This is a genomic window from Amycolatopsis sp. NPDC039088 (genome assembly GCF_055598845.1).
Genome location: NZ_JBVKAE010000020.1, coordinates 148,778 through 171,150 on the forward strand (window position 1 = coordinate 148,778; position 22,373 = coordinate 171,150).

Genomic DNA, 22,373 nt, shown 5'->3' on the forward strand with positions numbered 1-22,373 from the left:
TGTCAGCATAAGACGATCGCGAAGGAATCGGGGACGTTCGCATATGGATCGTCTTGATCAACGCCCTTATGGTCACGGACATGAGAGCAGCACGGATCCACCAGTACGGCGATGCGAGCATGATCCGGATCGACGACCTCGCCCGTCCGGCACCCGGACCGGGAGAGGTGCTCATCCAGGTCGCCGCGACTTCGCTCAACCCGACCGAGGCGGCACTGCGCTCCGGAATGCTGCGCGACCTGACGCCGGTGGATCTGCCGCTGACCCTGGGCTGGGACGTGGCGGGCACGATCGCCCGACTCGGTGACGGGGTGCACGCGCACGCGGTCGGTGACCGGGTCATCGGCATGATCGGCGCCGCGGCCGCGGAGTTCGCGGTCGCCGACGCCAACGCGGTGGTCGCCGCGCCCACCACCATTCCGCTCGCCGACGCGGCCGCTCTGCCGCTCGCCGGACTGACCGCGTGGCAGGTGATCGAACGCGCTGGGCTCACCGAGGGTGAGCGTGTCCTGGTCAACGGCGCGGGTGGCGGTATCGGCGGGTTCGTCGTGCAACTCGCCAAGCGGGCCGGAGCGTGGGTGATCGCCACGGCCGGCCCACGCAGCAACCGGGTGGTCCGGCGACAGGGCGCCGATCACGTCATCGACTACACCGCCACCCCGCTTGCCGATGCCGTCGACGGCCGGGTCGATGTCGTGCTCAACCTCGTCCCCCTGAACCAGGCGCAGGCGACCGCGGTGGCCGCGCTGGCCCGGCCAGGCGGCCGCGTCGTCTCGGCGACCAACGTGATCGAGGCGCCACTCGGGGTCACCGCGACGCACGTCGTCGCCGACAACGACCCCGGACAGCTGGCCGCGTTGGTGGGCCTTGTCGACCGCGGCGTAGTCACCGTCGACATCTCCGAACGCCGCACACTCGACGACCTCGCCACCCTCCACCGCAGAAGCGAAGCAGGCGACATCCGCGGCAAGGTCATCATCCGCCCGTGAGCAGGCTCCGGGTGCGGGCGCGGACGTGGATCCGCTCACCCTGCTTGCCGAAGAGGCTGAGCACCTCGACACCTTCGGGGCCGGCCGCGCCGAACCAATGCGGCGTCCGGCAGTCGAACTCGGCCGCCTCACCGGGCCCCATGACGACGTCCTGGTCGCCGAGCACGAGCCGAAGCCTGCCCCGGAGCACGTAAAGCCACTCGTAGCCGGTGTGCGTGCGCGGACGGGGTGCCTCGTCGTCGGGTGGGATCGTCATCTTGTAGGCGCGAGGCTCGCCCTGGTGCCGGGTGAGCGGGATGAGGACTCGCCCGTCCGGGGGCAGCGGTGGCTCCAGCACCCTCGGGGAGGAGACGATCTCGTCGACGCGCAGGCCCAGCGCGGCGATGACCGGCAGGACGAGTTCGAGGCTGGGCTTGCGTTGCCCGGATTCGAGGCGGGACAGGGTGCTGGTGGAGATGCCGGTGGCGCGGCTGAGCTCCACCAGCGTCGTCACCTTCTTCTCCCGGGCGCGACGCAGCCGAGGAGCGATCAGCTCGATCGCCGCGGTGACGGCGGGTTGTGTCTCCATGAGGCCAGGTCACCAGCTCGTCCCGGTTTCGGCAACTTTCTTTGCTGAAACCGCCAAACCCGGCCGATGCTGGCGCCATGATCGAAACCCACCGGCTCCCCACCGGGGTCTATCTCCTCGCTTTCAGCCTCTTCGCGATGGGGAGCGCCGAGTTCCTGATGGCCGGGGTCCTGCCCTCGGTCGCCACGGACCTCGGCGTCTCCCTCTCCTCGGCAGGCGCGCTCATCACCGCGTTCGCCCTCGGTGTCGTCCTCGGCGGCCCGCCGTTCGCCGTGCTCAGCTCGAAGTGGCCACGACGCACCGCGCTGATGACCACACAGGCCGTTTTCGCCGCCGCCATCGCGGCAGGCCTGCTCGCCGACGACTACTGGACCTTGCTGGTCACCAGGTTCGTCGCCGGTCTCGCCTACGCAGGCTTCTTCGCCGTCGCCGCCGTGACCGCGATCAGCCTGGTGACCCCCGACCGCAACGCCCGCGCCTCCGGCGTCGTCGTCGCGGGCCTCAGTGTCGCCATGGTCGCCGGGAGCCCCGCCGGCACCTTGCTCAGCAACCTCACGGACTGGACCGGCGGCTTCTGGGGCGTCGTCGCGCTCACCCTGCTGGGCACCGTCGCGTGCGCCCTCGGCCTGCCCGCCACCTCTTCCGGCGCTTCGAGCGTTTCCGGGGAACTTCGCGTGATGCGGACGCCACGCCTCTGGGGCGTTTACGCGATCACGATCCTGAGCACCGCCGCGTACATGGTGTCCTTCAACTACCTGGCCGCGGTTCTCGCCGACTCCACCCACCTTCCCGCCGTCTGGATCCCCGCGGTACTCGCGCTTTTCGGCATCGGCGCCTTCTTCGGTCTCTCCCTCGGCGGCCGGATCTCCGACCGGCGGCCCCACCACGCGCTGCTCGGCGGGGCACTCGGCATCGGCCTGTTCTCGGCCCTGCTCGCCGTCTTCGCCGGGTCAGCTTGGCTCGTCGTGCCGTTGGTGTTCCTGCTGGGCGTCGCGGCTTTCGTACTGAACCCGGCGCTGTACGGACGGGTCTTCGCGATCGCCGCTTCCGCGCCGACGCTGGCCGGCGCCACCACGGTGTCGGCTTTCCAACTGGGCATCAGCCTCACTCCCGCCTTCGCCGCGGGGGTGCTGAACGTCGGCGCCTCGGTCACCGCGGTGTTCTGGATCGGCGCGGCACTGGCACTGGTCACGATCCCGCTGGTGATCCTCGACCGCTCAGCGCCTTCCGCATACTGGGTCAGGACGCGGCCGACGGAAGGTCCATGATGCCGGTGGCTTGAGACCAGACACAGCGCCACGTGCCGCCGGCGTTGGTGTAGACGTCGGTGTGCCAGGCATCGTGTCGCGGGATGTCCGCGCCGTCGACGGTGAGTTCGATGGCGCACCGGTAGCGGACGACGACGACGTCGGTGCCGACGATCGCGTCCATGTCGCCGGTCAGCTCCAGTTCCCGGTAGGCGACCCGGCCGGTGGTGAGGAGATCGAGGTATTCGGCCTTCGTCCACACGGTGCCGGTCGGGTTGCACAACCGGTACTCCGCGGCGTGCAAGCGGTCGTAGGTGCCGCGATCCACCTCGAGGAGACATCGGATCCGGTCCTGCTCGGCCTTGATCACTTGGTCGGCCACATCGTCGGTCATGCCCGCTCCTGTCCACTTCTTCGGTTCTGGTCGGCGACAGATGCGCCCGTCGGCGAGACGGTATCGGGGGAGGGGAGAGTACGTCACGGCTCGCTGCTCGCCGAAGAGTTGTTGGTTGGCGGTACCAAGTTCGGAGTGCCAAGAGTGGTGCCGATCAGCTCGCCGGCGTCTCCGGCTCAGTGGCGACGAGGTGGCGCGATCGAGCCCAGCGCCGATCGTGATCAAAAGGGCAGGTCGGCGCACAGAAAGAAAAGATCATTTCAAAGGAGTGCGAAATAAACCACGCGCATTGCCCACTGTTTCGTTGAAGTTTCGCGGTTGTGCAGATAGTCTGGGAGCGCTCCCATAATGATCATCGCCGATCATCCCGAGAATGGAGTCACATCCATGCGTATGCGCAGCACCTCGAGGTCCGTTACCAGACGGCGGAGCATCATCGCACTGGTCATCGCCACACTCGCCGGCATGTTCGTCATGGTCCCGACGGCTTCGGCACACGGCACCATCGTCGGTCCCGCCACCCGCGCCTACCAGTGCTGGAAAGCCTGGGGCAGTCAGCACACGAATCCCGCCATGCAGCAGCAAGATCCCATGTGCTGGCAGGCATTCCAGGCCAACGCCGACACCATGTGGAACTGGATGAGCGCGCTGAGGGACGGCCTCCACGGAAACTTCGAGGGGTCCACTCCCAACGGACAGCTCTGCAGCAACGGCCTCGCACGCAACAACTCCCTCAACACACCCGGCCCGTGGAAAACCACCAGTGTCGGCAGCAACTTCTCGATGCACTTGTACGACCAGGCCAGCCATGGTGCTGATTACTTCCGGGTTTACGTCAGCAAGAACGGGTACGACCCCACCACCCAGAGTCTCGGCTGGGGCAACCTCGACTTCATCACGCAGACCGGCAGGTACGCCCCGGCCAAGGACATCACGTTCAACGTCCAGACCTCCGGCGCCTACCGGGGACACCACATCGTGTTCACGATCTGGCAGGCCTCACACCTGGACCAGACCTACATGTGGTGCAGCGACGTGAACTTCGGCTAGGAATCCGGCAGGCCGACCGGAATCCGGAGGGCCGCCCCGGTGTCAGTGCCGACACCGGGGCGGCCTTGTGCCGCCGGAGGTCGGCTGTATCGCGGGCATAGCGAAAACCGCGTATGCCGTCGCAACAGTCCCGCCTCTTCGGTGAAGGCATGGACCTCAGCGGTAGCGTCGTCATGCAGGAACGCGCTTACTTCTGTTGGGGTATAGGGAGATCGTGGTCCGGATTGTCACGTGGTGTGACCGTGGCCCCGTTCACTGGCGGGAATTGCCTTGCGCGGCATCGACTGCCGCATAGTCCAGATACGCCGCGTCGAGGTTCGTCTTCGTTAGTGGTTCCAGGCCGATCACCGTGCGCCGTGTGTTGACTTCGGCCGGGTCGGCAAGCGGATACAGCCGGCATCCACTGCCCGGGAAGCACAGGATTGAGTGCCCCAGTGTTGAGGATGTCGTCTGTCGGTGGCTACCCGGTCGGCCAGGTATGCGTGATCACGTTCCGCGATGACGTCCCCGGCGTCGACGGCGGCGGCGAGCAGCGGAAGACAACGGGCACGAAACTCGGCTGGAGCGTGCTGGACGATCAACCACGCCGCATGCGCGGCCGCCGAGCCCACCAAGCCTGTGCCCGGCCAGCCGAGACGGTCGACGACGGCAACCAGATATCCGGTGTTGTCCGCGTCAACCTCGTTCACCCACTTCCACTGCTGCGGCGTGGGGGACCGGGGATCCAGCTTTTGACGGGCGGCCCGGTCGATCTCGGCGCGACGCAGCAGTTCCTGACGTAGCACCGCCAGCTCAGCCATGTCGATGTTCTCAGCCATCGGCGACGACTCTCGCCGAATCTGGTCGCGACTCGGCTTCCACGATGAGAGTTCCCAGTTTGGCTGGTTCCGGTGCGGCATTCCTTGAATTCCGTAGGCGCCGGGGACTGGGGGATCGTGGGAGAACACCAGCTTTCCGCCCGGTGCCAAGCAGTCACGGATAAGCGGCAGCAGCACCGCGGGGTCGAGAAACCAGAGCGCGCCCCAGATCGAGTAGACCGCGTCCCATCGCCGGTCCGCCGCTGCGAGGAACTCCAGCACATCGGCATGCTCGAAGTGGGCGCCCGCAACGTCGCCGAAGAACTTCCGCGCCTGCTCGTACTGCACGGGCGAGACGTCAACACCGGTCGCGTCGACCTCCTGCGCGGCCAGTGCCGCGACCGCGTCCCCGCACCCCAGCTCAAGAGCGGAGCGCGGGTCGCCAAGCAGCTCGGCCCCGGGGCCGTGGCCCGGATACTGCGTCCACCCCAAAGCTGGTGCGGCCGGATCGTCACGTTCAGTGTTGGTGGTGCACAGGGCGTAGCGGTTCCAGTAAGCCGCGGTCATCGGTTGAGGTCACCGAGTTCGGCGAGACGGGCAGTGCACCTCTCGCTGCGAGAGCATCGGATCAGCGCTAGCGAAGGAAGGTCCGTGCCCTGGGGAGGCCTGCATGGGGTAGTGACTGTTGCTGATGCCCACGATCCGCTTTAACCTGATTGGTTGTTCGTTCGTTCCGCGGAGGAGGCTGTTCTCGTCGGCGGGGAGACATGTGCTCATGCGCGAAGCGAGCGATGACAGCCCTCCTCGTGGCGTCGGCACAGCTGATGTGGCGTCGCGTGAGTGGAGGATCATCCGGTGGCTCGGAAGGAACTCGGCTCGTCGGACGTGCGGCCAGATGCCGGGCGATGGGCAGCACCTCGTCCAGTCGCCCGACACCGGCTTCGCGGCATGTGCGGAATTACCCTCGAGTCTCAATACTCAGGCTGTGTGCAGTATGGTCGACTCCCAGGTCGCGACAGTCGAAATAGGCCAGCTGGCCTGGTCGCTTCCAATCCGTCGTGGCGTAGGGGTCCGGTGCCAACGGAATATCGCACCGGCCTTTGAGTCGAAATTCTCCGGTGCCACTCGAGCATGTTCCGTTTCCGAAACGATTCTTGGTTCCGTCCGTCCATGTCTTGCAGCCGTATGGGGCCGCTGACGCAACGCCGTGTGTGCCGACGAGCAGTGTGGCGACGGCTGCTGTCACGGATGCCAAAATTGCCATTCGACGCATTGTTCTGTGTTCCTCCGGGTTCTTCTCGGTCAAATGCCTACGCCTGCTGGGTGAACGTCATTCCTGTAGTTATGTTCCACAGGCGAAGGTACGTGTCGGGCCGTTCGTGCTGAAGCTGTCTCCGTCGATTTCGCCCTCGATTGTCACGCGGTAGGATGTCGAGTTCTCGTTTGCGCATTCTGTCCCGCCCCCGACGAACGGGGCGCTGGATACGCCGGCCTTGAAGTATCGGTCGACCCTGGTCCAGCCGGAGCTCGTCTTCCGGTAGAGAATTATCGCCATCGAATACGCGACGGGTGCCGAGCAGTTGGCCTTCGCGTAATAGGTCAGGTAGTGACCCGACTGGTCACGCTCGTGGTCTGGACCGTAGGCCTTTTTGCTGCAGGTCGCCGCGATTGAGCCGGCTTTCGTCTCGGTGCTCGCTGACGCCGACGGTGTCGTGGTCAAGGCCAACGCGGCGGTCAGTGCGGTGAGAACGGCGCCCTTGCCGACCTTGCTCATCGTATTTCGTGCGGACAACATGATTTCCCCCTCCTGTCCCGACTGTGACAGTAAGGACTCAACTGTCACACTCAAGCGAGGGTACCGTCTGCGTCATCTGGCACGCAACCGGTATCTACCTGGTCGACCGGGCCCGCTGTCGTTGCTTCGCCGAACACTCGCTCGTCCCAACTGTCAAGGTGGAGCGGTGTGTCCGCGAGGATGAAGCCGCCGTCGAGGCGGGAGAGCGCCGGTAGTACGGGCGAGCCCTTGCCCGCGATGGAGCCCTGAGGTATCGCCACCGCGTGCGTCGAGGTAGGGCGCCGGGATCGGAGTCCGGTCGTTTGTTTATTTTACTTGACTTAAACAGGTCATCGCTGGCGAGCGGGACGAGTGAAGCGCGAATGGGGTGTTGAGCTGGTTGACCCTGATGATACGGCGAGCTCGAAAAACGATCAGGTTGACCTCAATTCGTTCACAGGTGAGGGGGTGGCCCACATTGCCGACTGCGTCTTGAGCGTGTTGAGATATATGACAGCACAATGAAGCCATGGATAATGTGGCCTGACCGTGGTCGGCAGGTAAAGCTGCTGAACGTCGCGCGGTCGATCCGGTTCATCACCGCGGCCTATCGTCGGTAATGTCATTCCTGGTTGTCAGCGATCGTTCCGTATCTGGCCACCTCCTGAAATTCGATGCGACGAAAGAGTCGTCGCATTCTGAGTCGGATACTTGCGTTCTTTAGCCAGTCGACGTTCGCAGGGAAGTCGGCCCGCTGTGGTGGCTGGGCGGAGCCCGGGGTTGTGGCTCGCCGTTCGGTCAAGGGCGGACTACTGGGTCTCGGCGGACAGCAGCTCGATTTGTCCGTTTCGGATCGGTGCTGTCATAAGGCCCAGGCTCCAGGAGCCTGGGCCTATGGCTCCGTCGCTGTGCAGTGACGGAGGCGGTCGAGCGCGGGGGGCTCGAGTGGCTGCCCGCCTCACGGCGCGCGCCGGGGGGAGTGGGTCTTCCCACGCCGTCCACCAGACGGTGGCAACAGGTCGGCGGGCTCCACCAATGGTAGGAATGCCTGGTGACCGAACCGAATTTGATCGAAGCAGCCGCCGAAGAGGCAGTCACGCTCACCAGTGAACTGATCCGCATCGACACCACCAACACGGGTGATCCCGACACGCTCGTCGGCGAACGCGCCGCGGCGGAGTACGTCGCGGAGAAGCTGACGGACGCGGGCTACGAGATCACCTATGTGGAGTCCGGCGGCAAGGACCGCCACAACGTGATCGTGCGGCTGCCGGGCGCCGACCCGTCGCGTGGTGGGCTGCTGATCCACGGTCATCTCGACGCCGTCCCCGCTGACGCGTCGGAGTGGTCGGTCCACCCGTTCTCCGGCGCGATCCAGGACGACTACGTCTGGGGCCGCGGCGCTGTTGATATGAAAGACATGTGTGGAATGGCGCTCGCGCTGGCCCGCCACTACAAGATCAACGGCATCGTGCCGCCGCGCGACCTCGTCTTCGCCTTCCTCGCCGATGAAGAGGCGGGCGGCAAGTACGGGGCGCAGTGGCTGGTCGAGAACCGCCCTGAGCTGTTCGAGGGCGTCACCGAGGCGATCAGCGAGGTCGGCGGCTTCTCGATCACGCTGAAGGACAACGTCCGCGCGTACCTCATCGAGACGGCGGAAAAGGGCATCCGCTGGATGAAGCTGCGGGTGCGCGGCACCGCCGGGCACGGCTCGATGATCCACCGCGACAACGCCGTCACCAAGCTGTCCGAGGCCGTCGCCCGGCTCGGCAACCACCGCTTCCCGCTGGTCATGACCGACTCCGTCCGCGAGTTCCTGGACGGCGTCACCGAGATCACCGGCTGGGACTTCCCCGAGGACGACATCGAGGGCTCCGTCGCCAAGCTCGGCAACATCTCCCGGATGATCGGCGCGACCCTGCGTGACACGGCGAATCCGACGATGCTCACCGCCGGGTACAAGTCGAACGTCATCCCGTCGGTCGCGGAAGCCTCGGTCGACTGCCGGATCCTTCCCGGCCGTCTCGAAGCGTTCAACGCCGAGCTGGAGGAGATCCTCGGCCCGGACATCGAGAAGGAGTGGATGGAGCTGCCGCCGGTCGAGACGACCTTCGACGGCGCGCTCGTCGACGCGATGACCGCCGCGGTCCTCGCCGAGGATCCGGGCGCCCGCACGCTTCCGTACATGCTCTCCGGCGGCACGGACGCGAAGTCGTTCCAGTCGCTCGGGATCCGGAACTTCGGGTTCGCCCCGCTGCAGCTGCCCGCCGACCTCGACTTCTCGGCCCTGTTCCACGGGGTCGACGAGCGTGTCCCGGTCGACGCGCTGAAGTTCGGGGTGCGCGTGCTCGACCGCTTCCTGCGCTCGTCCTGATGCCCGGTCTGCTGGCCGCCGACGGAACACCCCTGCACTTCGAGCGCTGGGGTGATTCGTCGGCGCCGGTGACCGTGGTGCTCCTTCACGGGTACGCCCTCGACAGGCGGAGCTGGCGCGCCATCGCGCCGGTACTGGCCGAAGCGGGGGAGGAACCGATCGCGGTGCTGGCTTACGACCAGCGCGGACACGGGGAATCCGGGGACGTCCGGCCCGCGTCGGCGACCATGGGACACCTCGCCGACGACCTGGCGGAGATCCTGGACAAGGTGCTCCCCGAAGGCCGGGTGGTCCTCGTCGGTCACGACATGGGCGGTCTCGCGATCCTGTCGCTCGCCCAGCGCCACCCGGAGGTCTTCGCGGCCAGGGTGGCGGGTATCGGCCTGCTCGCCATGTCGGCGGGCGGCGTCACCCCGGACGCGATCTGGCCGAACGCGCTCGGGAAACTCGGCCGTGACCTGGAAATGGTCTTCGGGACGAAGCTGATCGGGCTGGTGCGGGAGCATACGAGCAAGGCGGTGACCGCCGGGCTGCGGTGGTGGCTCTTCGGCGACGACCCGGTACCCGGCGACGTCGAGCTGACGGTGCGGATGATCCGCGGCAACTGGCCGCAGACGGTGTCGGCCTTCCGCCCGGCGCTGGACGCCTACACGCGGGAATCGGCGTTGTCGCAGGTCGGCCCGGTTCCGGTGACCGCGATCGTCGGCGAGCGCGACAAACTGGTACCGACGGCCGACGTCGAGGAGCTGGCAGGCGCGGTGGAGAACGGGACGGCCGTGGTGCTGCCCGGCGTCGGGCACGTCGTCCCGCTGGAGGCGGCCCCGCAGGTGGTGCCTCGATTGCTGGCGCTCGCCAACCAGGCTCGCCGACAAGCCTGACTTCCTTGACAACTTCTCTTTTCGGTGGCACCTTCTTGCCATGTTCTCCGTTGCGGTGATCGAGGACGCGGAAGCGGCCGAAGTGTCGTTGGATCCCGTCCGGGCCCGGCTGCTCGCCGAACTCGCCGAACCGGCGTCGGCCACGATGCTGGCCGGCCGGATCGACCTGCCGAGACAGAAGGTGAACTACCACCTGCGCGCGCTGGAGAAGCACGGGCTGGTCGAGCTCGTCGAGGAGCGGCGCAAGGGCAACGTCACCGAACGGATGATGCGTGCGACGGCGTCGTCCTACGTGATCTCGCCGACCGCGTTGGCCGCGGTGCAGCCCGATCCGGCCCAGTCGCGGGACCGGCTGTCCGCACGCTGGCTGCTCGCGGTCGCGGGCAGGCTGGTCCGCGACGTCGGGCTGCTGATCACCGGTTCGGCCAAGGCGCGCAAACGGGTCGCGACCTTCGCGATCGACGGCGAGGTGCGGTTCTCCTCCGCGGCCGATCGGGCCGCGTTCGCCGAGGAACTCACCATCGCGGTCACGAACCTGGTGAGCAAGTACCACGACGAAGGCGCCGAGCAGGGCCGCGACCACCGGATCGTGGTCGCCGTCCACCCGAGTGTCAAAACCGAGCCCGAGGAGCGCTGAGTGGGGCACGAATTCGAGATCACCGAACGCGCCGAGGTCGACGCGACACCGGAACAGATCTGGGACGCCATCGCCACCGGGCCGGGGATCACGTCGTGGTTCATGGGGCGCAACGAAGTCGATGGCGGCGTCGGCGGCACGGTGAAGACCGCGTTCGGCGGCTACGAACCCGCTTCCGCGATCACCTCGTGGGATCCGCTGGAGCGGCTCGTCTATGGCACGGAGCCGGCGTCCGACGGGCGATTCGTGGCCTACGAGTTCCTGATCGAAGGCCGCGCCGGTGGCAGCACGGTGTTGCGGACCGTCACCAGCGGCTTCCTTCCCGGCGACGACTGGGAAGACGAGTTCGAGGCGATGACCGCCGGTGGCGAGCTCTTCTTCCGCACCCTGGTCGAATACCTCACCCACTTCGCCGGGCGGAGGGCTGTGCCGGTGACGGTCTTCGGGCCGATGATCGAGGACTGGGACAGCGCGTGGCTGACCCTCGGCCGGGAACTCGGCCTGGCGGGCCGCCCGGAGACGGGGGACCGGGTCCGGCTGTCGACCGGGTCGATGTCCACTGTGGACGGCGAGGTCTACCTGGCGAACGCGCAGACCGTCGGGATCCGGACCGCGGACGCGTTCCTGCGGTTCGTGCGCGGCTTCGGAGGGGCGATGGTCGCGATGCATCACCTGTTCGGCGACGTCGACCCCGCGAAACAGGACAAGCTCTGGGCGGACTGGCTCGCCCGCGTGTTCAGGTGATCAGACCGGGCAGCGGATTGGCGGTGCGCTTGCGGCGCAACCACACCCTTCGCGTCCCATCGGAGTAGAGCCGGACGGTCGAGAGTTCCCAGCCGGCGAACTCGGCATGGATCGACAGCTGCGTCGCCGCCGCCCGCCGGGAAACACCGGGCGGCAACTGCAGCCGCCGGTACTCCCAATCCCCTTCGACCACCGCCTCGTCCACAACTGTCATGGCGTGATCACCTGGATCCCTTCTCCGATGGCCGAGCCGACGACCACGCGGCCGCCCTGCTCGTCGACGGTGACCGAATCTGGCTGCCGCAAGGTCGGGAACCGGTGCTTCTCGATCGGTTCGCCGCCTCGGACGTCGAAGCCGACGACCTCGTTGCGTTCGGTGAGGGTCACCCAGACGAGGCCTCGGGCGCGGTCGTAGGCGATGCCGTACACCCCGCCGGGGACGGGGTAGCGCTGGCGCAACAGCAACGGCGTCGTGGAGAACGCCAGCAACGCCCCCGCTCGCGCGTCGGTGACGAAGACGCGCCCGAAATCGTCGGTGACCGCGTTGGCCGCGCCGTCGCCCGCGCGCAGCCCCTCGCCGATCTTGCCCTCGGTGAGGTCCACGGAGAACAAGGCGGTGCGCAGCTTGTCCAGCACGACCACGCCGTCACCGGTGTTCAGCACGTCGTCGGCGCTGTAGATCTGGCCGGTGATGGTCTTCGGGCCCGCGTTCTTGGACAGCACCTCGAGGACCTTGCGATCACGGACCGCGACCAGCGTCGCTTCACCGTCGGCGAGACCGGCGGACGGCTGACCCGCGACGGGGACCGTCTCGAGCGCGCCACCGGGAAGGGAGACCTTCGCCAGCACGCTCTTGTCCGGAACGCTGGCGATCATCCGCGTGTCCGACACGGTGAGCCGCTCGGCCGGTCCGGGCAGGGCGACGGTCGTCTTCGGGGCGTCCAGGGCCGCGAGGTCGTAGATACGCAGCGACGGCGGATCCGAGACGGCGACGACCAGCGTCTTGCTCGTCTCGTCGGTGACCAGCGCCTTCACCCCGGGTGCGGCGAACACCGAGCCTGACGGCTTGGTCGTCACGGCGGGGGAGACGGCCGCGGTCGCCGCGACCGGGTTCTGCACGATCTGCAGGGTGTCGTTCGGAGTGTCGTCCGTACCGCACGACGAGAGCACCAGGGCACCGACGAGCGGGATCGCGATCCGGGAAACGGCGGACTGCCGACCCACGTTGGTGCCTCCACCTGCTACTTGTCGAACTGACCTGTCCAGCATCCTCCACCGAACCCGCCGCGTCACGTCTGCGTCACTCAACAGTCACCTAAACCACTCACTGAGACGGCTCACAGGCCGCGTTCCGGGTATCCGACCTCGATCGCGCTGACGTCGTCGAGCGCGGAGCGGATGGCGGGCGGGAGCGTGATCTCCTCGGCCGTGAGCGACCCGGTCAGCTGACCGGTGTCACGGGCCCCGACCACGGGTGCGACCACTCCCGGCCGGTCACGGACCCAGGCCAGCGCGACGGACAGCGGCGAGGTGCCGAGGCCGTCGGCGGCGGTCGCGACCGCCTGCACGATCCTGGCCGCGCGATCGGTCCGGTGATGTTCGACATAGCCCGCGTAAACACTCGAAGCGCCGCGCGAATCGGCGGGTGTGCCGGTGCGGTACTTGCCGGTCAGCACACCGCGGCCGAGCGGCGCCCAAGGCAGGATCCCGATGCCGTGGTGCTCGGCCGCCGGGACCACCTCGCGGTCGACGCCGCGCTCCAGCAGCGAGTACTCGACCTGTGTCGAGACCAGCGGGGCGACGGCGGAACTGCGGGCCGCGGCGGTCGCCAGCTGCCAGCCGCAGTAGTTGGAGACGCCGACGTAGCGGACCTTGCCGCTGGAAACGGCGTACTCGAGGGCAGCGAGGGTCTCGTCGACCGGCACGGTGGTGTCCCAGGCGTGCAGCTGCCAGAGATCGATGTGGTCGGTGCCGAGGCGGCGCAGCGAGCCTTCGAGCGCGCTCAGCAGCGCACCGCGCGACGCGCCGCCGCCGAACGGGCCGTCGGTGCGGCGGGCGACGGCCTTGGTGGCGAGCACGATGTCGTCCCGCGGCACGAGGTCGCCGAGCAGCGCGCCGAGGACGCGTTCGCTCTCGCCCTCGGTGTAGATGTCGGCGGTGTCGACCAGGGTGCCCCCGGCGTCGACGAACGCGACCAGCTGGCTGGCCGCCTCCTCGGAGTCGGTGTCGCCACCCCACGTCATGGTCCCGAGGGCCATCCGCGAGACCCGCAGTCCCGACCGGCCGAGCTGTCGCTTTTCCACGACGGGCGAGCCTAGCCGGAAGGCAAGTGCGGGACACGGAGCAGGTGAGCGTGTCGTGATCGAGTACCACCGGCCGGGTCACCGCGGTGTCAACACCCTGAACGGAGGAGTGACACCCAGCTGGATACATTCACGCCGTGCGACTCGGACTGAATTTGGGCTATTGGGGCGCGGGCAACGACGCGGCCAACCTGGCATTGGCGAAGAAGGCGGACGAACTGGACTACGCGGTCGTGTGGGCCGCGGAGGCCTACGGTTCGGACGCGCCGACGGTGCTGGCGTGGGTGGCGGCGCAGACCTCACGGATCGACGTGGGCAGCGCGGTGCTGCAGATCCCGGCGCGGACACCGGCGATGACCGCGATGACCGCCGCGACCCTGGACACGCTGTCGGGCGGCCGGTTCCGCCTCGGCCTCGGTGTTTCCGGCCCGCAGGTCTCCGAAGGCTGGCACGGCGTGAAGTTCGCCTCGCCGCTCGGCCGCACGCGTGAATACGTCGAGATCGTCCGCAAGGCGCTGGCCCGGGAGCGGGTCAAATACGACGGCGACCACTTCCAGCTGCCGCTGCCCGGCGGGCCCGGCAAGGCGCTGACGCTGACCGTGCACCCGGTGCGCGAAGAGATCCCCCTGTACCTGGCCGCCATCGGCCCGAAGAACCTCGAACTGACCGGCGAGATCGCGAACGGCTGGCTGCCGGTGTTCTTCTCGCCCGAGCACGCCGGCGAGCAGCTCAAGCAGATCCAGGCCGGCGCGGACAAGGCCGGACGCTCCCTCGACGGCTTCGACGTCGTCCCCACCGTCCCGCTCGTGGTCGGCGACGACTGGAAGGCCTGCGCCGACGCGGTCCGCGGGTACGCGGCCCTGTACATCGGCGGGATGGGCAGCCGGGAGAAGAACTTCTACAACCAGCTCGCCTGCCGGATGGGCTTCGAGCGCGAAGCGGCCGACGTCCAGCAGAAGTACCTCGGCAAGGACTACGCGGGCGCCATGGCCGCCGTCCCGCTCGAGTTCATCGACGCGACGTCGCTGCTGGGACCGAAGGACCGGATCGCGGAACGGATGCGGGCCTTCGCCGGGGCGGGGGTCACGACGCTGACCGTCGCGCCCTCCATGCCGGACCCCGAGAGCTCCGCACGCGCTCTCGAGACCGCGGCCGAGGCGATCGAACTGGCCGGTGTCGCCTGATGGGATGGTTCGAAGCACTGGTCCTCGGTCTCGTCCAGGGCCTGACGGAGTTCCTGCCGATCTCCTCCAGCGCGCACCTGCGGATCACCGCGGCGCTCGCGGGCTGGAACGATCCGGGCGCGGCGTTCACCGCGGTGACCCAGATCGGCACCGAACTCGCGGTCATCCTGTACTTCTCGGCCAAGATCGGGAAGATCCTCCGGGCCTGGTTCTTCTCGATCTACAAGAAGGACTGGCGGCAGGACCCCGACGCGAGGCTGGGCTGGCTGATCATCGTCGGCTCGCTGCCGATCGTCGTACTGGGCCTGCTGCTGCAGGACGCGATCGACGAGACCTTCCGTGACCTGCGGATCACCGCGACCACGCTGATCGTGTTCGGCCTGATCCTCCTGGTGGCCGACCGCATCGGAAAGCAGGAGCGGACGCTCGACCACCTGACCGTGCCGCACGGTCTCGGGTTCGGTTTCGCGCAGGCGCTGGCGCTGATCCCGGGTGTCTCCCGCTCCGGTGGCACCACCAGCGCCGGGCTGCTGCTCGGGTACACCCGCGCGGAGGCCGCGGAGTACTCATTCCTGCTGGCACTGCCGGCGGTGTTCGGCTCGGGGCTGTACAAGCTGACCGACATCGGCAAGGACGGCGCCCCGGCGCAATGGGGCCCGACGATCCTGGCGACGCTGGTCGCGTTCGGCGTCGGCTACGCCGTCATCGCGTGGCTGATGTCCTACATCAAGACCAAGAGCTTCGTGCCGTTCGTGATCTACCGGCTGGTGCTCGGTGTCCTGCTGTTCGTGCTGATCTTCACCGGCGTTCTGGATCCGCAGGAGGGTCCGCACCTGTAGCTCCCTCGCGTTTCGTCCTCTCAATGCGGTAGTTGCACGCGCAAGGACCGCATCCAGAGGACGAAACGCAGGGGCGGGCAAAGCACGACACGTAGGGTGGGCCACGTGAGTACTGTGATCCTTCTGCGCCACGGCAAGTCCACGGCGAACGGTTCGGGCGTCCTCGCCGGACGCACGCCCAAGGTCGGCCTGGACGACACCGGCCGGGCGCAGGCGGCCGCGCTGGTCGAGCGGCTGGCGCCGGTACCGCTGGCCGAACTGGTGGTCTCGCCGATGCTCCGCTGCCGCCAGACGGTCGCGAAGCTGGCCGAGGCCCGCGGTCTGGACAAGGTCAAAGAGCCGGGTTTGTCCGAAGTGGACTACGGCGAATGGACCGGCCGCGCCCTCAAGGATCTGTTCAAAGAACCCCTGTGGAAGGTCGTGCAGGCGCATCCCTCGGCCGCGGTCTTCCCCGGCGGCGAAGGACTGGCCGAGATGCAGGCCCGCGCGGTCGCGGCCGTCCGCGCGCACGACGCCCGGATCACCGCGAAGTACGGCGAGAACGCGGTGTGGCTCTTATGCAGCCATGGCGATGTGATCAAGTCGATCCTCGCCGACGCGCTCGGCCAGCATCTCGATTCGTTCCAGCGGATCGTGGTCGACCCAGCCTCGGTTTCGGTCGTCCGCTACACCGAGACTCGGCCGTTCGTGTTGCGCGTCAACGACAACGGCGGCGACCTGGCCGGGATCGTCCCACCGGCACCCCAGGCCAAAACCAAACGCGGCAAGGCGAAGCAGAGTTCGGACGCGGTGGTGGGCGGTACCACCGGAGCGTGACCATCGCCGACGTCGGCGTCACCGCCACGGACGGCATCCACCGGCCCCTCGCTGCCCGTAAGGTGGCCAGACCAGCAGATTCGACGACCCGGGAGCAACACCGATGATTTCGCAGGACAACCCGTTCGCCGCGCCGAGTGAGCTGCCCTACGCCCTTCCTCCGTTCGACCGGATCGCCGACGAGCACTTCCTGCCCGCCTTCGAAGCCGGACTCGCCGAGCACACGGCGGAGATCGACGAAATCGCCGGTTCGCCCGAGCCGCCGACCTTCGAGAACACCATCGTCGCGCTGGAGAAGTCCGGCAGGCTGCTTTCCCGCGTCTCCAGCGTGTTCTTCAACCTCGCCGGGTCCAACGCGAACGACGAGATCCAGCGCGTGCAGGCCGAGATGGCGCCGCGGCTGGCCGCGCACGCCGACGCCATCAACCTGAACCCGGCGCTGTTCGCCCGGATCAACACTTTGTTCGAGCGCAAGGACGAACTCGGTCTTGACCCCGAGTCGTTGCGGCTGCTGGAGCGTCACCACACCGACGTTCGCCGCGCCGGTGCCGGGCTTCCCGAGGCCGACCAGAAGCGGCTGCGCGAGCTGAACGAGCAGATCTCGACGCTGTCGACCCGGTTCCAGCAGAACCTGCTGAAGGACACCAACGAACTCGCCGTGGTCGTCGACGACGTCAAGGAACTCGCCGGGCTCACCGACGACGCCATCGCCACGGCCGCCGAAACCGCCGGCGAGGAGGGAAAGTACGTCCTCAAACTGACTCTGCCGACCGCGCAGGCGGCGCTGGCGTCGCTGGAGGACCGCGCGCTGCGTGAGCGGATCTTCACCGCGTCTGTGTCCCGCGGCAACCGGGGCAACGAGTTCGACAACAACCGGATCGTGGCCGAACTGGTCCGGCTGCGCGCCGAGCGGGCCGCCGTGCTCGGTTTCCCCGACCACGCCTCGTACGTCATCGAGGACGAGACGGCGAAGACCGCGGAAGCCGCCGTCGGCCTGCTGGAACGGCTCGCGCCGGTCGCGGTCGCCAACGCCAAGGCGGAGGCCGAAGAACTGCAGCGCTACCTCGAAGCCGACATCCCCGGCGCCATCCTGCGGCCCTGGGACTGGGCCTTCTACGCCGAGCGCGTTCGCAAGGACCGGTTCGAGGTCGACACCGCCGCGCTGCGCCCGTACTTCGAACTCAACCGGGTGCTGACCGACGGCGTCTTCTTCGCCGCCTCCAAGCTCTACGGCCTGAGCTTCACCGAGCGCGAAGACCTGCCGAAATATCACCCCGAGGTCCGGATCTTCGAGGTGTTCGATGCCGACGGTGCCGAACTCGGTCTGTTCCTGATGGACTACTACACCCGCGACTCGAAGCGCGGCGGCGCCTGGATGAACAACTTCGTCGACCAGACGAAGCTGCTGGGCACCAAGACGGTCGTGGTGAACGTTCTCAACGTCGCCAAGCCGCCGGCGGGGGAGCCGACCCTGCTGACCTTCGACGAGGTCGTCACCGCCTTCCACGAGTTCGGGCACGCCCTGCACTCGCTGCTTTCCGACGTCGAGTACCCGACGTTCTCCGGCACCAACGTCCCACGTGACTTCGTCGAGTACCCCTCGCAGGTCAACGAGATGTGGATGCTGTGGCCCGAGGTGCTGGCCAACTACGCCAAGCACCACGTGACCGGTGAACCGCTGCCGCAGGAGCAGATCGACAAGCTCCTGGCGTCGCAGCAGTACGGCGAAGGGTTCTCCACGACCGAGTACCTCGCCGCGTCCCTTTTGGACCAGGCGTGGCACGCGCTCGGCACCGAGGACACCATCGACGACGTCCAGCGCTTCGAGGCCGAGGCGCTGACGAAGGCCGGGGTCGCGCTGGAGGCCGTGCCGCCGCGCTACCGCACCACCTACTTCGCGCACGTCTTCAGCGGTGGCTACAGCGCCGGGTACTACTCCTACATCTGGAGCGAGGTCCTCGACGCGGACACCGTCCAGTGGTTCCGCGAGAACGGCGGGCTCACCAGGGAGAACGGCGACCACTTCCGCCGTGAACTGCTCGGACGGGGCGGGAGCGTCGACCCGATGGCCGCGTTCCGCGCGTTCCGTGGCCGTGACCCGGAGATCGAGCCGCTGCTGAAGCGCCGCGGTCTCGCCGGGGCCTGACCCGCTGACGGTTTCCCTGCCCGGACCCCAATGTCCAGGCAGGGAAACCGCGAAGAGCGGGGAGTCGTGGTCGGGGTAGGGGAGCGGTTCTGCGCCGCGAACGACTCGGCGAACTCGCCAAAAGTGTATAACGACCTATACGTCCGGGTTGAGTCAAAATTCTAGAATTGATTAAGAACAGAACCCCAGCTCAGAAGCGGGTAGGAGCGTCGTCGGACGACTCAACCGCGCCGTCCCACTCGGGAGAGGATGTCCGCGGCTGCCGGATCAGTCAGGACGGCTTCGTCGAAGGTTTCCTTGGGCAGCACAGTGTTCCCGGCGACCGTGACTGTCTTGGGCGGAGCGTCGTAGCCGCCGGGCAGGACGTCCCAGAAGTTGCCGACGAAGGCGACGTTCTCCATCGGTGGCCCTACCTGGAGCACGATCGGTGTATCGGCGCGATGGACGAGGTTGCCGATCACGGTGATCCACGCGGCCCCGTAATCGGCGTAGAGCCCGAAGTTGTACGACGTGAGCACGTCGCGGATGACGTTGCCGCGGACCACCGCGCCACTGGCGAACGAAGAACCTTGTGGCGCGGACAGGTAGATCCCGCCGCCGTCCATCAGCTTTCCCATGCTGCGTTCGACGAGGTTCCCGATCACCTGGGTGTCCCTGGCCCGTTCGCCGCCGGTGATCACGATGCCGTTGTGGGGAACGTCGTGGATTTCGTTGTGTGCCAGGATCGTCTCCTCGGATTCGACCACGAGGACGGCGGGTGAGCCGCGGTACTCGGTGCCGATGTGGTGGACGAGGTTGTCCACGGCCGACACCCGGACGCCCCCGTGCACGGCGATCCCGCTACCGGAGATCTCGTCGAAGACGTTCCCTCTGACAGCGACGTCGACACTGTCCTCGATCAACAGACCGCCCGCGCCGAGGCGGGTGAAGTGGTTGTTCTCCAGCGTGATCCGGCTGGCCGAAGAGAAGCTGACGTTGGCGGGCAGCTGGACCGGGGTGGCCGGGACGTGGACGTAGCCGACCTCCGCACCCAGATCGATCTTCTGGAATTCGCCGTGCTCGTAGCGAGCGTTGCCGTGATAGTGCAGATAGCCGCCGGTGCGGGTGGGGGCCGACCAGCCCGCGTCGGCGAAGGTGAAGCCGCGTAACACGAGGTCGTGTACACCCTGCCCGCTGACGAGTGTTTCGAGCACGGGCGCGACGACGGTCGTCTTGCCGATCTCTTCGCCGGGGCGTGGACGGTAACGCAGCAGATGGTTGCCCGGCTCGGTGCGATCGACGGCGAAGGTGCCCGGCTCGGTCAGGAAGGCCACGTTGTTCTCGAGGATGGAAGGGGCGGCGAGGCCGTCCCAGGTGCCGTCTCCGCCGGCGCCGTACCACTTCGAGTCGTAGAGAGACGCGGCGTTGCCGAAAGCGGGCTGGGCCATCGTGATGGTGGTCGAGGTGCCGTCGCCGGTGATCGAAGCGACCGCGAGGCGGGCCTCGGACCACGGGTAGACGCCGGGGTAGACGAACTCCAGGCCGGAGGGATCCGGCCAGGACTGTGGCTCCGGGCTGTCCGTGACGTAACCAGTGCCTGTTTTCGTCACGCTACCTGGAAGTCCTGCTCGTGCGGCCCGTGCCGCCGGGAGGCCGCCAACGGAAAGCCGTCGTGGCTCGAGGTCTCCGATCGGCGCGGTCCAGGTGCCGTCGTCACACGCTGACCAGCCGGAGATGATGCGGCCGCCGTTCAGTTCGACCTTTGCCTGACCCGGTGTTCCGTAGCCGTGGGCTTGGTACACCACGCGGAAGCCGTTCCTGCCGGAGTCGGACCTCGCGTCGTCAAAAGCAAGCGGTTCTTCGAGGTGGTGGACACCGGCTGCGAAGGTGACGATGATGTCCCCCGTCATCCCGGCGGTGACAGAACGGACGGCGTCTCGGGCTGCTTTCGGGGTGGCGAAGGGTCGGTCGACGGTGCCGGGCCAGTCGTCCCGGCCGTCAGGGGACACGTGGAACCTGATTTCAGGCATGCTGAAGCGCTCCAAAGTGGTGTTTATGGGATATACTGAGGTTTATCAGCTAAACACGCATGAGCGACGAGCGTCAAGGGGGCGAGGGTGGCGAAAGAGGACGCGCAGGCGGACCCGGAGCGCGCGATCGAGCTGCTCTGGGGTGCGCCTGAGCCGGATCGGCCGGGACTGAGCCTCGGCAAGGTCGTCGCCGCGGCGATCGAGGTCGCCGACGAGGAAGGACTCGCCGCGCTGTCGATGCGCAAGGTCGCGGAACGGTTCGGCACCACCACCATGTCGCTCTACCGGTACGTTCCCGGCAAGGCGGAACTGGTGGAACTCATGCGTGACGCCGTGTACGGCGAAGTCCCGCCGAAATCCGCGGCCGGACTCGGCTGGCGGGCCGGCCTCGAACGCTGGGCGCGGCAGGCATGGGACCTGCATCGGCGGCATCCCTGGCTGGTCCACAGCGCCGGAACCCGCCGCTTGCCGGGACCGAACATCATGGCCCGCTACGACCACGCCCTCGAGGTTGCCTCCCGCAGCGGTCTGGCGCCCGCGCAGGTGATCGCCGTGGTGAACCTCGTCGGCGGATTCGTCGAGTCCGTCGCGCGTCAAGCGGGGGAGACCGCGGAACTCCAGCGGCGCACGGGTGTCTCCCATGAGCGCTGGTGGAGCGAACGTGAGTCCCTGTTCGAACGCCTCGATGCGTACCCGGCCTTGGGGAAGCTGTGGCGGAGCGGGGGCATGGACACGCCGCTCGATCCCTTCGAGTTCGGCCTGCAACGCACGCTGGATGGCGTGCAGATGCTCGTCGACAGTCAGGGGAGTGAGGTAATGCGTGACGAAATCGGGGGAGGGGAGTGCGTCATCTGCGGCAAACCTCTCGACGGGGGAGGGCGGGGCAGACCGCGGGATTACTGCTCGAGGGCGTGCCAGCAGCGTGCCTACCGGCGGCGTCAAGCCGGGCAGTCTTGATCCTGTTAAGTGTATAACGACCTATACTGCCCGGGAAAAGTAGAAAATCAATTTTAAAGCGATCTCCAAAACCAGCAACGATGGCAGAGGCAAGCCACCCTGTGTGAGCTGGTTCCCTTGCCGAGAGCAGTCGGGCCCGAACCCAGGGTGTCCACAGAGGGCACCCTGCGCAACGTGAGTGGCCGACTTGGGCGGTATGCGCGGTTCCGGGAGGGGGTCGTGAGTGCGAAGGAGGGTTCTAACCCTAATTGCCACTCACGACTCTATTCGAACCGTACATATAGGCTTAATCGGGCGCAGAGTCGGTTGACAGTGTCCCTTGTGGACAGCCAAGGACGCGCCAAGCCTCGGCGAGGAGTCCCTTGACTGGGGCCAGGTAGCGAAGGCCCCCTTTGCTACCTTCAGGGCAGGACCCCGGCGAAGTCGCGTAATCGCTGGTCAGGTGGGTTGAAGGTGGTGATTCCGGCACTCGTCGATCTTCGTGCGGGTGACCGCGGCAGGTAGGCGCGCACCGATCGGGTTCTGAGTGTCCACAGGGACGCTTCCTGGCGGCCGAGTGTCCGATTGATGTCGATATGTACAGGTCTGCGTGGGGGTCGTGAGTGTTTTGTGTCGTTCTGGCCAACGGTGTTTTGGTTACCTACGGCGGGTGAGCTGGGTAGCGCTG

At 67.2% G+C, this 22,373-nt stretch carries 20 protein-coding genes; 12 read left to right on the top strand and 8 right to left on the bottom strand.

Annotated elements, in window-relative coordinates; translation table 11 throughout:
- Nucleotides 1–80: 80 nt before the first annotated feature.
- Nucleotides 81–989: an NADP-dependent oxidoreductase gene (locus tag ACZ7KI_RS25175; protein ID WP_470275537.1), complete on the top strand. Its 909-nt coding sequence runs from the start codon at nucleotides 81–83 to the stop codon at nucleotides 987–989.
- On the opposite strand, the gene ACZ7KI_RS25180 is transcribed toward ACZ7KI_RS25175, so the two are convergent.
- Nucleotides 976–1,557, bottom strand: coding sequence for a helix-turn-helix domain-containing protein (locus ACZ7KI_RS25180; protein ID WP_470275538.1), 582 nt, complete (start codon nucleotides 1,555–1,557; stop codon nucleotides 976–978). The genes ACZ7KI_RS25175 and ACZ7KI_RS25180 overlap by 14 nt on opposite strands.
- Nucleotides 1,558–1,634: 77 nt before the next feature.
- On the opposite strand from ACZ7KI_RS25180, the gene ACZ7KI_RS25185 reads away from it, so the two are divergent.
- Complete coding sequence (locus tag ACZ7KI_RS25185) at nucleotides 1,635–2,825, top strand: MFS transporter (protein ID WP_470275539.1); 1,191 nt, start codon at nucleotides 1,635–1,637, stop codon at nucleotides 2,823–2,825.
- Here the strand turns inward: ACZ7KI_RS25185 and ACZ7KI_RS25190 are convergent.
- Complete coding sequence (locus ACZ7KI_RS25190) at nucleotides 2,797–3,198, bottom strand: nuclear transport factor 2 family protein (protein ID WP_470275540.1); 402 nt, start codon at nucleotides 3,196–3,198, stop codon at nucleotides 2,797–2,799. The genes ACZ7KI_RS25185 and ACZ7KI_RS25190 overlap by 29 nt on opposite strands.
- A 387-nt stretch (nucleotides 3,199–3,585) precedes the next feature.
- On the opposite strand from ACZ7KI_RS25190, the gene ACZ7KI_RS25195 reads away from it, so the two are divergent.
- Nucleotides 3,586–4,248, top strand: coding sequence for a lytic polysaccharide monooxygenase auxiliary activity family 9 protein (locus tag ACZ7KI_RS25195; protein WP_470275541.1), 663 nt, complete (start codon nucleotides 3,586–3,588; stop codon nucleotides 4,246–4,248).
- Between the two features lie 344 nt (nucleotides 4,249–4,592).
- On the opposite strand, the gene ACZ7KI_RS25200 is transcribed toward ACZ7KI_RS25195, so the two are convergent.
- The gene (locus tag ACZ7KI_RS25200; RefSeq protein WP_470275542.1) at nucleotides 4,593–5,612 is read right to left on the bottom strand and encodes a DUF6624 domain-containing protein; all 1,020 of its coding nucleotides are present in this window, start codon (nucleotides 5,610–5,612) and stop codon (nucleotides 4,593–4,595) included.
- A 775-nt stretch (nucleotides 5,613–6,387) separates the two neighbouring features.
- Nucleotides 6,388–6,819 carry a hypothetical protein gene (locus ACZ7KI_RS25205; RefSeq protein WP_470275543.1) on the bottom strand — a complete coding sequence of 144 codons (432 nt, stop codon included), beginning with the start codon at nucleotides 6,817–6,819 and terminating at the stop codon, nucleotides 6,388–6,390.
- A gap of 1,051 nt (nucleotides 6,820–7,870) precedes the next feature.
- On the opposite strand from ACZ7KI_RS25205, the gene ACZ7KI_RS25210 reads away from it, so the two are divergent.
- Genes ACZ7KI_RS25210 through ACZ7KI_RS25225 form a run of 4 tightly spaced genes read left to right on the top strand, consistent with a single transcriptional unit; the run spans nucleotide 7,871 to nucleotide 11,452 of the window.
- Nucleotides 7,871–9,193 (top strand): M20/M25/M40 family metallo-hydrolase, encoded by a 1,323-nt coding sequence (locus ACZ7KI_RS25210; protein WP_465506884.1) that lies wholly within the window; start codon nucleotides 7,871–7,873, stop codon nucleotides 9,191–9,193.
- Nucleotides 9,193–10,071, top strand: coding sequence for an alpha/beta fold hydrolase (locus ACZ7KI_RS25215; protein WP_470275544.1), 879 nt, complete (start codon nucleotides 9,193–9,195; stop codon nucleotides 10,069–10,071). The genes ACZ7KI_RS25210 and ACZ7KI_RS25215 overlap by 1 nt, the downstream gene beginning before the upstream one ends.
- Nucleotides 10,072–10,111: 40 nt before the next feature.
- Nucleotides 10,112–10,708 carry a winged helix-turn-helix domain-containing protein gene (locus tag ACZ7KI_RS25220; protein WP_470275545.1) on the top strand — a complete coding sequence of 199 codons (597 nt, stop codon included), beginning with the start codon at nucleotides 10,112–10,114 and terminating at the stop codon, nucleotides 10,706–10,708.
- Nucleotides 10,709–11,452: an SRPBCC family protein gene (locus ACZ7KI_RS25225; RefSeq protein WP_470275546.1), complete on the top strand. Its 744-nt coding sequence runs from the start codon at nucleotides 10,709–10,711 to the stop codon at nucleotides 11,450–11,452. It begins immediately after the preceding gene.
- Here ACZ7KI_RS25225 and ACZ7KI_RS25230 read toward each other — a convergent pair.
- From ACZ7KI_RS25230 to ACZ7KI_RS25240, 3 genes are all read right to left on the bottom strand, one after another.
- The gene (locus ACZ7KI_RS25230) at nucleotides 11,445–11,666 is read right to left on the bottom strand and encodes a DUF5703 family protein (protein WP_037311913.1); all 222 of its coding nucleotides are present in this window, start codon (nucleotides 11,664–11,666) and stop codon (nucleotides 11,445–11,447) included. The two genes, ACZ7KI_RS25225 and ACZ7KI_RS25230, sit on opposite strands and share 8 nt — an antisense overlap.
- A complete protein-coding gene (locus ACZ7KI_RS25235) occupies nucleotides 11,663–12,676 on the bottom strand; it encodes a YncE family protein (protein ID WP_470275547.1) in 1,014 nt (337 codons plus the stop codon). Before ACZ7KI_RS25235 ends, ACZ7KI_RS25230 begins: the two co-directional genes overlap by 4 nt.
- Before the next feature lie 113 nt (nucleotides 12,677–12,789).
- The gene (locus ACZ7KI_RS25240; protein ID WP_470275548.1) at nucleotides 12,790–13,755 is read right to left on the bottom strand and encodes an aldo/keto reductase; all 966 of its coding nucleotides are present in this window, start codon (nucleotides 13,753–13,755) and stop codon (nucleotides 12,790–12,792) included.
- A 137-nt stretch (nucleotides 13,756–13,892) separates the two neighbouring features.
- Here ACZ7KI_RS25240 and ACZ7KI_RS25245 point away from each other — a divergent pair, with 137 nt between their 5' ends.
- The 4 genes from ACZ7KI_RS25245 to ACZ7KI_RS25260 all read left to right on the top strand — a co-directional run bounded on the left by ACZ7KI_RS25245 (nucleotide 13,893) and on the right by ACZ7KI_RS25260 (nucleotide 18,740).
- On the top strand, nucleotides 13,893–14,939 hold the full coding sequence (locus tag ACZ7KI_RS25245) for an LLM class F420-dependent oxidoreductase (protein WP_470275549.1): 1,047 nt from the start codon (nucleotides 13,893–13,895) through the stop codon (nucleotides 14,937–14,939).
- Nucleotides 14,939–15,778: an undecaprenyl-diphosphate phosphatase gene (locus tag ACZ7KI_RS25250; RefSeq protein ID WP_465506876.1), complete on the top strand. Its 840-nt coding sequence runs from the start codon at nucleotides 14,939–14,941 to the stop codon at nucleotides 15,776–15,778. Before ACZ7KI_RS25245 ends, ACZ7KI_RS25250 begins: the two co-directional genes overlap by 1 nt.
- A 105-nt stretch (nucleotides 15,779–15,883) precedes the next feature.
- Nucleotides 15,884–16,594: a histidine phosphatase family protein gene (locus ACZ7KI_RS25255; protein ID WP_470275550.1), complete on the top strand. Its 711-nt coding sequence runs from the start codon at nucleotides 15,884–15,886 to the stop codon at nucleotides 16,592–16,594.
- A gap of 103 nt (nucleotides 16,595–16,697) precedes the next feature.
- Nucleotides 16,698–18,740 (top strand): M3 family metallopeptidase, encoded by a 2,043-nt coding sequence (locus ACZ7KI_RS25260; RefSeq protein WP_470275551.1) that lies wholly within the window; start codon nucleotides 16,698–16,700, stop codon nucleotides 18,738–18,740.
- 221 nt (nucleotides 18,741–18,961) lie between these two features.
- Here the strand turns inward: ACZ7KI_RS25260 and ACZ7KI_RS25265 are convergent, their stop codons facing one another.
- On the bottom strand, nucleotides 18,962–20,749 hold the full coding sequence (locus ACZ7KI_RS25265) for a right-handed parallel beta-helix repeat-containing protein (RefSeq protein WP_470275552.1): 1,788 nt from the start codon (nucleotides 20,747–20,749) through the stop codon (nucleotides 18,962–18,964).
- A gap of 87 nt (nucleotides 20,750–20,836) precedes the next feature.
- Here ACZ7KI_RS25265 and ACZ7KI_RS25270 point away from each other — a divergent pair, with 87 nt between their 5' ends.
- Nucleotides 20,837–21,706: a TetR/AcrR family transcriptional regulator gene (locus ACZ7KI_RS25270; RefSeq protein ID WP_470275553.1), complete on the top strand. Its 870-nt coding sequence runs from the start codon at nucleotides 20,837–20,839 to the stop codon at nucleotides 21,704–21,706.
- Nucleotides 21,707–22,373: the final 667 nt, after the last annotated feature.

What these genes read in the sequence shown, in the direction of transcription:
- ACZ7KI_RS25265 (WP_470275552.1), bottom strand. Translation starts at nt 20,749, where the DNA reads ATGCCTGAAATCAGGTTCCACGTGTCCCCTGACGGCCGGGACGACTGG.
- ACZ7KI_RS25190 (WP_470275540.1), bottom strand. Translation starts at nt 3,198, where the DNA reads ATGACCGACGATGTGGCCGACCAAGTGATCAAGGCCGAGCAGGACCGG.
- ACZ7KI_RS25200 (WP_470275542.1), bottom strand. Translation starts at nt 5,612, where the DNA reads ATGACCGCGGCTTACTGGAACCGCTACGCCCTGTGCACCACCAACACT.
- ACZ7KI_RS25205 (WP_470275543.1), bottom strand. Translation starts at nt 6,819, where the DNA reads ATGAGCAAGGTCGGCAAGGGCGCCGTTCTCACCGCACTGACCGCCGCG.
- ACZ7KI_RS25260 (WP_470275551.1), top strand. Translation starts at nt 16,698, where the DNA reads ATGATTTCGCAGGACAACCCGTTCGCCGCGCCGAGTGAGCTGCCCTAC.
- ACZ7KI_RS25215 (WP_470275544.1), top strand. Translation starts at nt 9,193, where the DNA reads ATGCCCGGTCTGCTGGCCGCCGACGGAACACCCCTGCACTTCGAGCGC.
- ACZ7KI_RS25250 (WP_465506876.1), top strand. Translation starts at nt 14,939, where the DNA reads ATGGGATGGTTCGAAGCACTGGTCCTCGGTCTCGTCCAGGGCCTGACG.
- ACZ7KI_RS25185 (WP_470275539.1), top strand. Translation starts at nt 1,635, where the DNA reads ATGATCGAAACCCACCGGCTCCCCACCGGGGTCTATCTCCTCGCTTTC.
- ACZ7KI_RS25220 (WP_470275545.1), top strand. Translation starts at nt 10,112, where the DNA reads ATGTTCTCCGTTGCGGTGATCGAGGACGCGGAAGCGGCCGAAGTGTCG.
- ACZ7KI_RS25195 (WP_470275541.1), top strand. Translation starts at nt 3,586, where the DNA reads ATGCGTATGCGCAGCACCTCGAGGTCCGTTACCAGACGGCGGAGCATC.
- ACZ7KI_RS25230 (WP_037311913.1), bottom strand. Translation starts at nt 11,666, where the DNA reads ATGACAGTTGTGGACGAGGCGGTGGTCGAAGGGGATTGGGAGTACCGG.
- ACZ7KI_RS25175 (WP_470275537.1), top strand. Translation starts at nt 81, where the DNA reads ATGAGAGCAGCACGGATCCACCAGTACGGCGATGCGAGCATGATCCGG.
- ACZ7KI_RS25180 (WP_470275538.1), bottom strand. Translation starts at nt 1,557, where the DNA reads ATGGAGACACAACCCGCCGTCACCGCGGCGATCGAGCTGATCGCTCCT.